General features: G+C 49.1%; 11 protein-coding genes. 10 read left to right on the top strand and 1 reads right to left on the bottom strand.

Annotation, left to right across the window (positions count from 1 at the left end; translation table 11 throughout):
* Positions 1-25: 25 nt before the first annotated feature.
* Positions 26-397, bottom strand: coding sequence for a hypothetical protein (locus KTH90_RS04880; protein ID WP_158349961.1), 372 nt, complete (start codon positions 395-397; stop codon positions 26-28).
* Positions 398-520: 123 nt separating this feature from the next.
* Here KTH90_RS04880 and KTH90_RS04875 point away from each other — a divergent pair, with 123 nt between their 5' ends.
* The 10 genes from KTH90_RS04875 (at position 521) to deoC (ending at position 13703) form a co-directional block, all read left to right on the top strand.
* Positions 521-1051 carry a TetR/AcrR family transcriptional regulator gene (locus tag KTH90_RS04875; RefSeq protein WP_158349960.1) on the top strand — a complete coding sequence of 177 codons (531 nt, stop codon included), beginning with the start codon at positions 521-523 and terminating at the stop codon, positions 1049-1051.
* A 479-nt stretch (positions 1052-1530) separates the two neighbouring features.
* Positions 1531-4197: a family 78 glycoside hydrolase catalytic domain gene (locus KTH90_RS04870; RefSeq protein ID WP_238726357.1), complete on the top strand. Its 2667-nt coding sequence runs from the start codon at positions 1531-1533 to the stop codon at positions 4195-4197.
* A 90-nt stretch (positions 4198-4287) separates the two neighbouring features.
* A complete protein-coding gene (locus tag KTH90_RS04865; protein ID WP_238726356.1) occupies positions 4288-5379 on the top strand; it encodes a sugar ABC transporter substrate-binding protein in 1092 nt (363 codons plus the stop codon).
* Positions 5380-5564: 185 nt separating this feature from the next.
* Positions 5565-7055 (top strand): sugar ABC transporter ATP-binding protein, encoded by a 1491-nt coding sequence (locus KTH90_RS04860; protein ID WP_158349957.1) that lies wholly within the window; start codon positions 5565-5567, stop codon positions 7053-7055.
* A 2-nt stretch (positions 7056-7057) separates the two neighbouring features.
* On the top strand, positions 7058-8011 hold the full coding sequence (locus KTH90_RS04855; RefSeq protein ID WP_158349956.1) for an ABC transporter permease: 954 nt from the start codon (positions 7058-7060) through the stop codon (positions 8009-8011).
* A gap of 87 nt (positions 8012-8098) precedes the next feature.
* Positions 8099-9094 carry a glycoside hydrolase family 88 protein gene (locus tag KTH90_RS04850; protein WP_238726355.1) on the top strand — a complete coding sequence of 332 codons (996 nt, stop codon included), beginning with the start codon at positions 8099-8101 and terminating at the stop codon, positions 9092-9094.
* Between the two features lie 120 nt (positions 9095-9214).
* Positions 9215-10294: a LacI family DNA-binding transcriptional regulator gene (locus KTH90_RS04845; RefSeq protein WP_238726354.1), complete on the top strand. Its 1080-nt coding sequence runs from the start codon at positions 9215-9217 to the stop codon at positions 10292-10294.
* Between the two features lie 39 nt (positions 10295-10333).
* On the top strand, positions 10334-11371 hold the full coding sequence (locus tag KTH90_RS04840; protein ID WP_238726353.1) for a zinc-dependent alcohol dehydrogenase: 1038 nt from the start codon (positions 10334-10336) through the stop codon (positions 11369-11371).
* 56 nt (positions 11372-11427) lie between these two features.
* A complete protein-coding gene (locus KTH90_RS04835; protein WP_238726352.1) occupies positions 11428-12951 on the top strand; it encodes a xylulokinase in 1524 nt (507 codons plus the stop codon).
* Positions 12952-13010: 59 nt separating this feature from the next.
* Positions 13011-13703: a deoxyribose-phosphate aldolase gene (gene deoC / locus KTH90_RS04830; protein WP_158349951.1), complete on the top strand. Its 693-nt coding sequence runs from the start codon at positions 13011-13013 to the stop codon at positions 13701-13703.
* Positions 13704-13705 lie beyond the last annotated feature (2 nt).

Below are 13705 nucleotides of genomic sequence, written 5' to 3'. Positions count from 1 at the left end.
CCTTTCTCTTTCGGTATTAAGAAATTCATGCTTTTATGCCTTTAGTCAGCGGTATTAAACAGAGCAAAATAACAATACCTGCCAGGCCGACCACAATGCCTACAACCATTTTCCCCCAGATCATGCTAAAGCACATACCTACTCCCAGCGCCAGGGCGCCGACGATACCGCCGGTCATCGTCAGGACTGTTTTTGATGAAAAATGGACAGGTTCTTTGTGTTCCATTCTTCTCCATACAAGTAAGGTTACCAGCCCGAGCAGCAGCCCTACGCTGCCGAAAATTATCCCCGGCTTAAATGCGTCCCATTCTGGGATCAGCGCCATACATATTCCAAGGGCGAAAAAAACTCCGCTGACGGTTCCTAATACCATTGCGGTAAAACTGCTTTTCTTCATTTGAAAGCACCTCCAATTAAAACATCAGTTGTTGTTCTTTTGTAAATAAAGTATAATTGTGTCGGCATGTAAAAACAATCATCAATCTATGCACATGTGTTGGAATAATGGAAGAAGGATCCTATGAATACGAAAAATAACCGCCGCCGGCGTGAATCGATGGAACGAATCGAAAAGGCCTTTATTGAACTGCTTCAAGCAAAAGAGTTGAATGAGATAACGGTTTCCGATATTTGCAAAAGGTGTGAACTGAACCGCAGTACCTTTTACGCCAACTATATGGATCTTTATGATCTTGCGGATCAGGTGAGGGCCCATTTAGAGGAAGAAGTTAACCGCCTCTATGAGATGGAAAAGGAACAGAAATTCAACAGCAATAATTATTTGCGGCTGTTCTGCCATATCCAGGAAAATCAATTGTTTTACCGTACTTATTTCAAGCTCGGGTATGATAACCAATTCAAGCTTCAGGATTATGACATGCAGCAGGCCAAACGCCATTTCGATAATCAATATATCGAATACCACGTCGAGTTTTTCAGAAGCGGGTTTAATGCGATTGTGAAAATGTGGCTGGCCGGCGGCTGTAAAGAAACACCGGAAGAGATGGATCGAATTATCCGAAGCGAATATCAGGGACGTTCTAATTTGTGAGAAATATACGGCGGTGATACTAACTGTTATCTGATGAGGAAGAGTATAGCCGACCCTATGATATCAAATAATATTGCGCGTAAACCGGCATATCACATGGTCACTGTGTATACGGTGATCCGGATTCACAGCCGGATTTTCGTGAATATGGATAGCGTAAGAGAGTGGACCGGGAAATAAATATAAAAAAATTACAAAAAGTTCTTGACATCCGTGAATAACCATCTTATAATGTGATCATGAAAACCATTTCATTGCAAAAAATAAATAAGAGATAAATTTTATATTTTTTTCGTAATAAAATCCATTTCATGATTATGGTGGTATAAAATATAATTATCCTAACTAGAACGGCCTTGAAATTGAGAAAATATCATGAAATAGATTTCATTAAATACTTAAAAAAATGGACGAATTTCAGGAAAATAGTTTATTTTTTGTTAATAAAAAGGATTTCATGAAATTGAAGGAGAGACACAATGAAAGCATTTGATTTGACTTGTAATGGACAGATGAATTCCATACAGATCGAAGACGGGGCTCCGGTATTCGGCTGGAAACTTCCGGCAGAGGATGCAGCAGCACAGTCATCATATCAGATCCGATTATACCAGGAAGATATCGAATCGAATAAGTGGAGAATGATCTGGGATTCCGGGAGAATAAAGAGCGGCGAGAGCATTCAGAATCCCTATCGGGGGGAAGAGGCGCTTAAATGTCTCAGTACATATCAGTTTGAAGTGAAGTTCTGGAATGAGCAGGATGAGGAATCCGAGTGGAGTGATGCGGCACAGTTCGAAACCGGATTGATGGGAATAGGATGGAAAGCGGACTGGATCGGCTACGACGAAGAGAACGGGAATCCCTATGATCCCAGCCAGACATTTTACTGCGCGGACGATTTTGAAAAAGGCAGCAACCAATATTATCTTCCGCCGCTCCCATACATGAGGCATGAATTCCGGGCCGATAAAAAGATAAAGAAAGCCAGAATCTACATGGCTGCGCTGGGACTTCTGGAAGTACAGGTAAACGGCCGGAAAGCGGGAGAGGACCTTTTTGTATCGGGATTGTCGGACTACAAGCACACGGTATACTACAGGGCTTACGATGTTACCGATCTGGTCCGCGAAGGGGAAAATGCAGTCGGTGTCATCCTGGCGGATGGCTGGTATGCCGGATATATGGGCTTAACTTCCAGAGAATGGTATGGAAGCAAGCCACGGGCAATGGTACAATTGGAGTTGTATTTTGATGACGGTACAGCCAAGACCATAGTAACCGACGGAAGCTGGAAAGCCTCCTACGGGCCATTACTGGAAAGCGACATCTTCCAGGGGGAAACCTATGATGCGAACCGGGAACTGACGGGATTCTCAGAAGCAGGATTCGATGACCGTGACTGGAAACCGGTGGTTACGGGAGATGAACGGGCGCCAGGAGTATATCCGATAGTACATCCGGGCCCTCCGGTTGTGGAACAGGAAAGAATCCCTCCGGCAGAGACCGTCACGGCAAAAGATCACAGCATGATCCTGGACTTCGGCAAGATCTTAACCGGTGTCGTGGCACTGAAGTTAAAAGGCCCGAAGGGTGGTAAAGTAACGATCCGGCATGCGGAAATGCTGGATGAGAACCAGAAGCTCTATCTGCGGGGCAACCGTTCCGCCAGATGCCTGGACACCTATATTTTAAAAGGCACCGGGGAAGAGAGCTGTCAGCCCCGCTTCACGTATCACGGATTCCGCTATGCCGAGATTATTTTGACACCGGGGATAGAGATTACGGAAGTACGGGCAGTCAGGATCAGCACGGAACTTATAAAGCCTACGGAGTTTCACTGCTCCAATGAAACAGTAAACCAGGTTTTTCAAATTATAAAAAATACACAGCTGTGCAATGAATTCGAGGTGCCTACGGACTGCTGCGCCAGGGATGAGAGACTGGGCTGGGGGACAGAGGGGAATCATTTCACCTATGCCATGAGCTATTTCAGCCATCAGGAAGCCTTTATCCGGAAGTGGACCACGGACATCTGGGATGGCCAGCACGAGGACGGCGGCCTGGAAGCCATCGCCCCATCGATGATGATGAAGGATATCGAGCAGTTCGTGGGAGATCTTCAGTCCAATCACGGCATTCACATGCTGTATGCGCTCTGGCAGATGTATGGAGACATCCGTACCTTCCGCAGGTATCAGAGCCAGGCAGAAAAATATTTCGAATTTCTGGAAAGAAATGCGGACCGGCATATCCGGTTCGCAACCGGCTGTGACTGGCTGGGAATACTGGAAGAGACCGACCACTCGGACATCCTGCACGGTTACGGAGACGGATCGCCGGGTATGATCGGTACCGCTCACTACGCGGTGGCAGTCTGCATGATGCAGAGGCTTTTAAAAGCCGCGGGAGAGCCGGAACGGGCTAAGTTTTACGGAGAGCTTTATGAGCAGATCCGCAGGGCGTTCTGCCTGAACTTTGTTGCCCGGGACGGATCTCTGAGGAGAGGCGGTCAGGGAGACTATGTGATGGCGCTGGCAGCCGGGCTGATCCCGACGGAATACGAACATCAGGCAGTGGATCATCTGGTCCGGGAGCTTACAAAAGACGGCTTTGTCCGCTGGAAAGGCGGTACATCCACCAGTCCTTACTTCCTGTATGTGATGAGAAAATACAGAAAAACAGGAATTGCCAATCAGTTTTTAAGCTCCGTCCGCTATCCAGGCATTGGCTACATGATTGCCATGGGCGCCACCGCTGTGTGGGAACGCTGGGATGCCCTGTTTGAGGACGGGACGATGCACCCGCAGCCCATGAACGCCTGGAGCCACATCGGTTTTACCACAGTGGGAGAGTATCTGATCAGCGGTCTGGCCGGTATCGATGCGGCAGCACCTGGATTCCGGAGGATACTGATCCAGCCGGGGCCATCCCGGGAAGTCACGCGGGCAAGGGCTACTCTTTGGAGCAATTACGGTGAGATCGCCGTGGATTGGATATGGGAACAAGGCCGGTTGAAACTTACCTGCAAGATTCCGGGAAATACAAAGGCACAGATTCAGTTGCCCTCCGATCGGGGAACACAGACCTATGAGGCGGGCGCGGGTGTACATGAATACGAAACGATACTGACGGATATTCTTTAAAGCTATTATTTCAAACAATAGGTATTAATGCATTCATGCATTCAATATAAAACAGAAAAACAAACAAAAAGTCCAAGGGAGGCAAAACAGATGAAGAAAAAACTATTAAGTGTATTGTTGTGTGCGGCTATGGCAGCTACCATGATGACGGGGTGCGGATCGAAAGAAGAACCGGCGGCAGCACCGGCTGAAGAGACCAGCGCGCCGAAAGCAGACACCACAGAGGCTCCGGCAGATACAACCGGAAGTGACGAAGGTTCCGCCGAAGGAAAAGCCTATAATATCGGCTACAGCAATATGCAGTTAAAAGAAGATTTCTTCATTACGGTAGAAGGCGGAATTCACAAAGCGGCGGAAGATGCCGGATATGTATACAATACGACGATTTCCGACCGTGACGCTACCAAGATGAAACAGAACATTGAAGCACTGGTAACCAAAGGCGCAGACATCATCATCGACTTTAACGTAATGGCTGAAGCAGGCTCTGCGATCGCTTCCGATCTGGCCAAAGAAGATATCCCGATGCTGAGCGTGGACTGTATCTATGACGGAGCTTACTTCTTCGGTGTCAACAACCTGGAAGCCGGCGAGATACTGGGACAGACTGCCGCTGAGTACGTAGACTCCAAATTCGGCGGAGAACTGGAATATATCGTAAATGTATACGATGCGGCTTCCGGTGATGAGATCAAAAAGAGAAACGACGGTGTTGTAAACGTACTTCAGGAAAAATACGGCGTGCCCGATGACAATGTGGTATGGCTGGATTCCAAACAGGACGATGTAAAATCCCAGACCATGACAAAAGACTGGCTCAACTCCCATCCCGACGCCACGAAGATCGTAATCGTAGGGCAGAATGATGACAGGGGTTACGCAGCCAACGCAGCGGTAGAAGGCGAAAGCAGAAAAGATGACTGTATCGTAGTTTCGCACAACGCTGACCCGGCTCCCATTGAAAATCTGCAGAAACATGTAGAGGACAAAGATACCGCATGGGTGGCGACCGCATCCTATAACTCCCATCTGTACGGTGAGCAGATCATGGACATGGCGACCAAGATCCTGAACGGAGAAGAAGTAGAGCAGAACGGATACACCAAAGTGACAATCGTAACACTGGACAATGTAAATGAATACGTAAAAGACAGAGACGCTGCGATTGCCGCAATGCAATAAGCAACAAGGACTGGAAAAGGTAAACCGGGGACATGTCCATTTCAGTTTGGGACATGTCCATTCCGGTTAGGGACATGTCCATTCAGTTGTCCATTGATATCCATAAAAGGGGATTCATAGAACGTTTGGGCGGATAAGAGGTTTGGAAATCCCATAGGAAAGAAGATAAGGCAGGTGAACGAGTGGTGGAAAAAGTACTGGAAATGAAAGGCATCTACAAAGCATTTCCCGGTGTCGTGGCAGTAGACAAGGTGGATCTGGATCTGTACGGAGGCGAGGTTTTGGCCCTGATGGGCGAAAACGGTGCGGGAAAATCGACACTGATCAAGATCTTATCGGGTATGTATAAAGCGGACGAGGGAGAAATTATAGTCGGCGGAAAGTCTTATAAGGAATTTACCACGAAGGAAGCAATCGATTTAGGAATCGGGATTATTTATCAGGAATTGAATTATCTGAACGACCTGACGATCGCAGAGAATATATTACTGGGTCAGGTTCCGACCTCCGGCCCCTTAAAGAAGATAGATTACAAGAATATGTTTGAAAAGGCAAAGGGGATCATGGAGCGGGTCGGATTAGGGTATCGGAAACCCACGGATATGGTATCGGAATTATCCGTTGCGGAAAAGCAGCTCATTGAGATCGCGAGAGCATTTTCCAGAAACGTCAAAATATTGGTGATGGACGAACCAACCTCCGCGCTTAACGAGGTGGAGACCAAGAAACTGTTCGAACTGATCCGGGATATCAAAAAAGACGGTGTGGGTGTTATCTATATTTCACACCGTATGGAGGAGTTGTTCCAGATCGCGGACCGTGTGGAAATCATGCGGGATGGCAAATACATAACAACTCTGAATGTAAAAGAGACAAATACAGATGAGATCGTAGCTTATATGGTTGGACGGGAAGTCAACGACATGTATCCGTCCAGGGATTGTAAGATCGGCGATGTAGCCTTTGAGGTAAAGGGACTTTCTACCTCCTATTTAAAGGATATCAGTATCCAGGTCCGCGCGGGAGAAGTGGTAGGACTGTTCGGGCTGATGGGAGCAGGAAGATCCGAGGTATGCCGCTGTGTGGTAGGGTCGCAGAAAGCGGATGCGGGAACGCTGGTGATGAACGGACAGGAATTCATGAATGCGACACCGCTGGAAGCGCTGAAACGCGGAATCTCCTATGTACCAGCGGAGCGGAAGACGGAAGGGGTCAACCTGGTGGCGCCGGTCCGGGATAATATCACCTTGTCCAATCTGGATAAGATAAAAAGAAAAGGCAAACTGGATCTCAAATACGAAACACAGCTGGCGGAAGAATGGGTGAAAAAATTATCTGTAAAAACACCGTCGGTGATGACAGAAGCCGGAACACTGAGCGGCGGTAACCAGCAGAAGCTGGTTATAGCGAAAAGCCTGAATACGGACCCCAGTGTCATGATCCTGAATGAACCGACCAGAGGGATCGACGTAGGCGCCAAGGTGGAGATCTACAATCTGATCAATGAGCTGTGCTCCCAGAATAAAGCCGTAATCATGATTTCGTCGGAGCTTCCTGAGATTATGGCGCTGAGTGACCGCATTTATGTACTGTGTGAAGGGAAAATTACCGGAGAGGTCAGCAAGGGTGACTACTCACAGGAAGGCCTCTTAAAATATGCGATAGGAGAGTGTTAACCATGTCGAAAGTAAAAAGTTTAATGAAAAACTCAAAGAGCGAACTCAGCACCATCATTATGCTCATTGTGTTATGTATCATTTTCGGAGTTCAGTCGGAGTATTTCTTTACTTTCCGAAATATCATGAACATCGGGACCTATGCTTCCATTATGGGTACCATGGCGGCCGGCCTTACCGTAGCCATGCTACTTGGAGGCCTTGACGTATCCCAGTATTCCCTGGCGGCTATGGCCGGTATGATCATGGGTATGATGATTGAAGCGGGATTTTCCGTTCCCATTACCCTGATCGTAACCATTCTGGTTGGTATCCTGGGCGGCTGTATCAATGCGTTTATCATCACCATCATGAGGGTAAATCCCATCATTGCCACCATGGGAACCCAGTTCATCTTCCGCGGCGCGGCGTTCCTGCTCACCGACGGCCGGTATATCCGGATTGATGATCCCGTGTATTATTTCATCGGCAATGGCAAGATCTTCGGAATCCCGTTCTGTCTGATGGTGATGCTGGTCACCTATATCATCGTGTGGTACCTGCTTAAATACACAAAGTACGGTCGCCAGGTATTTGCGGTAGGCGGCAACATTCAGGTGGCGAAGCTGGCCGGTATCAATGCGAACCGGGTAAAATTCATTTCCCACATCATCGCCGGTGTGACTGCCGTGATGGGCGGTATCATCACCGTATGCCAGACTTCCTCCGCTATGCCCAACCATGGATACGGAAATGATATGGACGGCATCGCTGCTGTTATCTTAGGCGGCATCGGCCTGGCCGGAGGGAAAGGAAAAGTCGGCGGTACCCTGATCGGTATTCTGGTGCTGGCGGTTCTGGTAAACGGTATGACTCTTTTGAACGTGCAGGCTTACTGGCAGCAGGTGGTAAAGGGATTGGTTTTAATCTTCGCTGTATTTATCGACGCTCTGCGTTCATCCAAATCCAAGGCGTAAAAATAATTTGCAAGGCGGGAACGGTTGAACAAAAAGATGTTCACCCATACCTATATGTGCTTGAAAAACGCACACATGGAGGAAAATATGAATGAAAACAGTGTTGTTTTGAAGGTTAAGAAAGCAATGTTATGTATGACGAGGCAATGCTGGGAGCAGGGGATTACGGCGCAGGCACTATTGGAGACCGGGGATTATGAGCGGTTAAGCCTTCTGGTTCGGGATATGGTATTAAGACAGAGTGAGGACGGAAGGCTTTGCAATGTGGAAAATACGCCTGCGGTCACGGATTCCACCTTCTGCGTGCTGCCGGTACTGGAGATCGGCAGCCGGGAACAGCAGAGCAAGTACATAGAGGCAGTGGAAAAAAATATGGATTATCTGCTGCATCACGCGCCCCGGACACCGGATGGCGTGATCTGCCACATGCTGGGGACCCAGGAGATTTGGGCAGATTCCGCCGCATTTACACCGGCCGCGCTGGCCCGTACCGGACATTACCGGGAAGCCTTTGCACAAATGAAGGGTTATCTGAAAAAATTATATGACAGTGAAAAGAAGCTCTATTATCATGTATGGTGTGAGGATACCGGTGAATACCGCAGAAAGGTACTGTGGGGAATTGGGAACGGCTGGATTCTGACCGGCCTGTACCGGCTTTATCTGGAACTTCCCGACAGCTGCCGGGAAGAAAAACGGGATACTTACATTAATTTTAAAGAACTGCTGGATGAAATGCTGCTGTGGGAAAATGAAAATCATCTGTTCCACGATATTTTGGACCGGCCGGACTCCTTTGAGGAAACCGAAGTTTCCGAGATGGTGGCCTATATTATCTACCGGGCGGTGCGGGAGGAGAATCTTCCTGTGAAATATCTGGACCGGGCGGATCAGATCCGGCAGGCGGTTCTAGATAAAGTTTCGGATCAGGGACTTTTGATGGACTGCGCCAGCTCGCCTGATTTCCTGTATCCCGGTACCTCAGTGGAAGGCCAGGCACATTTCCTGATGATGGAACAGGCCCGCTCCCAGATTCTGGAGCAGACACATATTCTGCTTCCAGAGAAGATCTGCCAGAGTTAAACAGTACTATACGAAACCGGTATGATATTTCTTCAGGCATTTGTCCGGTAAACTTTGAAAATTCGAAGAAATATGTTAGTATTAGGATAAATGAAAATGAGGAAATATGGAGTTGATATTGTGAGTACAAATTTGGATAAAACCGGGATAAAAAAGAAAAAAGCGACCATTCAGGATGTGGCGAGTCTGGCGCAGGTAGTGCCGTCGACAGTATCTCATGTGATTAACGGGACAGCCCCGATATCGGCGGAGACTCAGGAGCGGGTGTGGGAGGCCATTGAACGGCTGAACTATTCACCCAACGCGCTGGCCAGGGCTTTGCGGCAGAAGAGAACTCGTCTGATCGGAGTGGTCCTTCAGGATATCTCCAGTGAATTTTACGCCCGGTGTGCGGCCAGTATACTGGAAGCGGCCAGGGAAGATAATTATGTGGTGCTCTTATGCGACGCATCCTTTAACAATGATAACGTAAGAGAAGGAGTACATGCGCTGATCGAGCGGCGGGTGGACGGCCTGATCTTTATTGGCGGCGGGAACGATGACGATATTATCAAAGACTGCCTGGACGCCAATGTACCGGTGGTCTTAGGAGACAGGCATCACGGGGAGCTTCCGTCGGTGGAATTTGACAATGAGCAGTCGGTGAAGAACCTGGTGTGCGCGCTGTACGATGCCGGATACCGGCGGTTTGCATATGCGGGAGAGCCGGTTACGGTTCAGGATAACCTGGAAGCCAGATACCGTGGCTATCTGGAAGGGCTGAAGCTTTGCCGGGTCAATGAAAAGGATTCTACGGCGATTCTGGATAATACACTGCATCATTTAAAAGTACAGACTTCCTATACCCTGCTGGAAAAATTCCTGCATTCGATACCGCGGGAGGAATGGCCTCAGGTGGTGTTAACCTCCAACGATATGATCGCCCACGGTTTTATGAGTGCGGCCCGCAGAATGGGGATCAGCGTGCCGGAGGATATTGCGGTGGTGGGATTCGATGATATCACCGTGTCGGAATATTTCAATCCGTCCCTGACAACGGTATCTCAGGATGAAAAACTTTTGGGACGCAGCTGCTATCAGCTGTTCAAGAGTGTGATCAAGGGCAAGAAACGGACGGCCCATGAGGTGCTGCCCCAGAAGATTGTGATCCGGGAATCAGCCTATATTCCGGAGGAAGTGATCCGGAATTATACAGAATAATGCATAATAAGAAAAATTGCGGCATTGGAGGTAATGGTTATGAAAGCATTATCGGTAGAAGAAAACGGTGCGCTTCACATCGTAGAGATAGAAAAACAGAAAATAAATGATTATCAGGTGTTAGTGAGGATGCTGGCCGGTGGAATTTGTAACGGGACCGATGCCAAAATCATTCATGGCAAATTCAAAGGATTCCATACATATCCGGCCATTTTGGGCCATGAAGGTGTCGGAGAAGTGGTGGAGATGGGACGTTTTGTAGAGAACTTTAAACTGGGAGATCATGTGCTCTGCCCGTTCCAGGAAGGAATGAACGGTCCTTACCATTCCGGATGGGGCGCATTCGCGGAGTATGCGGTCTGCTGGGATTGGAAAGCGCTGGTAAAGAGCGGGGTTTCGCAGGATTCCCCGGATTTTCCTGTGTCCGCATATACCCAGAAGGTGATTCCGAAAAGCATGGACCCGGTCCATGGATCGATGATGATTACGTTCCGGGAAGTTTTGAGCGCTATGAAAACCTTTGCATTACAGCCTAATAAGAGTATTGTGATCTATGGATGCGGACCGGTGGGGGCTTCCTTTACCAAGTTTGCCAAGATTCTGGGACTGGGGCCGATCATCGTGTGTGACCTGACCGAAGAACGGATGCAGAAGGCCAGAACTCTTGGGGCGGATGAAACCTTCAGCAGTACGGATCCGGAATTACTCCGGAAGATCCGGGCGATCTGCCCCCAGGGTGTGGATTATGTGGTGGATGCGGTAGGCCGCAGCCAGATCATTAATCAGGCCATGAACCTGGTGACTTTTAACGGCAAGATCTGTGTCTACGGGATCTCTCCGAATAATTCGATGGAACTGGATTGGACGAATTCAGAGTATAACTGGCAGCTGCAGTTCGTTCAGTGGCCCACCAAGTGGGAGGAGGCGCAGGCGCATCAGCAGGTGATGAACTGGATCCAGACCGGGATCCTGCATCCGGAAGAATTTTATTCTCACGTGGTACCTTTCGAAAAGATCCTGGATGGATTTGCGATGACTGCGAACCAGGAAGCGTTTAAGGTTATGGTTACTTTCTGAAGGGGGGGCCGCGGGAAATAATAGCTGCGGAGAATTTATGGAAGGAGTGATGAGGGATGCAGGAGTATATATTGGCCCATGATCTGGGGACCAGCGGGAATAAGGCTACGCTGTACGATCTGGAGGGAAAACTGGCGGCCAGTTTAACGGCTCCTTATGAGACACAGACGCCGCAGAACGGGTTCGTGGAACAGGATCCGGGAGAATGGTGGAAGGCGGTCTGCGGATCGGGCAAGGAGCTGATGGAACGCGCGGGTATCGGGGGAGACCAGGTGGCCTGCGTGACATTCAGCGGACAGATGATGGGATGCGTGCTGGTGGATGAGGAAGGCAGGCATCTGCATCCGGCTTTAATCTGGGCGGATACCCGGGCGGATGGACTTATGGCCCGGGTGGAAGATAAGGTGGACAGCCGGGAGGCTTACCGGATCACGGGACACCGGCTGAGCGCGTCTTATTCTGCGGCTAAATGTTGTTGGATCAGGGATAGAAGGCCAGAAGTTTATGAGAAAGCTTTTAAGCTTCTCAACGCGAAGGATTATGTGATCTGCAGGATGACCGGGGAATTCGCTACGGATTATTCAGACGCTTCGGGAACGAACCTGCTGGACCTGGAGAAAAAAGAATGGTCCGGACGGATGGTGGATGCATATGGTTTGCGGATGGATCTGCTGCCGGAGCTTTATAAATCCACTCACAGGATCGGAGGAATCACGAAGGAGGCTGCGGTGCAGACAGGGCTTCTCGAAGGGACTCCGGTGATCATGGGCGGCGGGGATGGCAGCTGTGCGGCTGCAGGCGCAGGCGCGGTGGAAGAGGGCCGGATGTATAATGTGCTGGGGTCTTCGTCCTGGATTTCCAATGCTGCGAAGGTCCCGGTATTTGACGGGGACATGCGGACTTTTAACTGGGTGGCACTGGATGAGAACTTATATACGCCCTGCGGAACTATGCAGGCCGCGGGGTATTCGTTTCAGTGGATGATGAGGACTCTTTGTGACTATGAAAAGGATTTCGCTGAGAGAGAAGGGCGTAAACTCCCGGAATATCTGAATGAGCGGGCGGCGGCACGGCCGGCAGGGGCGAATCGTCTGTTGTTTCTTCCTTATTTACTGGGAGAGCGAAGCCCCAGATGGAATCTGGATGCGAGAGGGACTTTTATCGGATTAGGTGCGATTCATACGAAAGATGATATGATACGTTCCGTTATGGAGGGTGTGGGTTATAATCTGAAGGTGATTCTGGATATCTTAGAGAGGAATCTTCCGGCGGGAGAATTGACACTGATCGGCGGCGGGGCTTCCAGTACCGTATGGGCACAGATGTTGGCGGACATCTGGCAGAAACGGATTCTGATTCCCAGATATGTGGAGGAGGCGACCTCCATGGGAGCAGCCGTATGCGCAGGAGTGGGTATCGGCGCATTTCCGGATTTTAGAGTGATCCATACGCTGAATCCTGTGGAACGGGTGATTGAGCCACAGCCGGAGAATTATGAGGTTTATGAGAAGATGTACCATCTGTTCAATGAGGCGTATGCCGCGCTGGAACCGGTTTATCATCAGCTGAACCGCATCTGATTTTGAACAGGACCTGATAGAGGTTTAAACATGAAAGTATCGTATAAGGAGAGAAAAGGATGAGTGACAAAAATTTGACCTGGCAGCAGTTAGCGAACATGATCGATCATACGAATCTGAAACAGTATGTACCGAATGAGGCGTTTGTGAAGCTGTGTGATGAGGCAAAGCAATATAATTTTAAAACTGTGGCGATTAATTGTGCGACGACAGAAATCTGCTACGGACAGCTGAAGGATTCACCGGTACTGGTGGACAGCGCCGTAGGGTTCCCCCTTGGACAGTCCACGCTGGAAACGAAAGTGTTCGAGACAGAGGATGCGATCCGTAAAGGGGCCGGTGAGATTGATTATGTAGCGAATCTGGTGGAACTTAAGAATAAGAATTATGACTACATCCGCAGAGAAATGGACGGGATCGTTAAGATGTGCCGGAAATATCAGGTGACATCGAAGGTGATCTTCGAGAACTGCTATCTGACGGAGGAGGAAATCGTTAAGATGGCCGAGATCGCGTTGGAGATCGGAATTGATTTTATTAAAACTTCCACAGGCTTCGGCGAGTACGGGGCTAAAGCGGAGCATGTACGTCTGATGAAGTCCGTGGTCGGAGACCGGTTAAAGGTAAAGGCAGCCGGCGGTATCCGCGACGTACAGACGGCGCTGGCGATGATCGATGCCGGTGCTTCCAGAATCGGAACCAGTTCCGGAATCCGGATTGTGGAAGATTATAAGAAAATGACAGAGGAGTGAGT

This window comes from Diplocloster modestus, assembly GCF_019042245.1.
Lineage (GTDB): Bacteria > Bacillota > Clostridia > Lachnospirales > Lachnospiraceae > Diplocloster > Diplocloster modestus.
The sequence above is the reverse complement of the archived record's forward strand: the minus strand, read 5'-3'. Positions and strand labels throughout refer to the sequence as shown.

Coding starts and splice junctions, on each gene's coding strand:
- KTH90_RS04875 (WP_158349960.1), top strand. CDS start 521: ATGAATACGAAAAATAACCGCCGCCGGCGTGAATCGATGGAACGAATC.
- KTH90_RS04865 (WP_238726356.1), top strand. CDS start 4,288: ATGAAGAAAAAACTATTAAGTGTATTGTTGTGTGCGGCTATGGCAGCT.
- KTH90_RS04870 (WP_238726357.1), top strand. CDS start 1,531: ATGAAAGCATTTGATTTGACTTGTAATGGACAGATGAATTCCATACAG.
- KTH90_RS04840 (WP_238726353.1), top strand. CDS start 10,334: ATGAAAGCATTATCGGTAGAAGAAAACGGTGCGCTTCACATCGTAGAG.
- KTH90_RS04850 (WP_238726355.1), top strand. CDS start 8,099: ATGAATGAAAACAGTGTTGTTTTGAAGGTTAAGAAAGCAATGTTATGT.
- KTH90_RS04835 (WP_238726352.1), top strand. CDS start 11,428: ATGCAGGAGTATATATTGGCCCATGATCTGGGGACCAGCGGGAATAAG.
- KTH90_RS04855 (WP_158349956.1), top strand. CDS start 7,058: ATGTCGAAAGTAAAAAGTTTAATGAAAAACTCAAAGAGCGAACTCAGC.
- KTH90_RS04880 (WP_158349961.1), bottom strand. CDS start 397: ATGAAGAAAAGCAGTTTTACCGCAATGGTATTAGGAACCGTCAGCGGA.
- deoC (WP_158349951.1), top strand. CDS start 13,011: ATGAGTGACAAAAATTTGACCTGGCAGCAGTTAGCGAACATGATCGAT.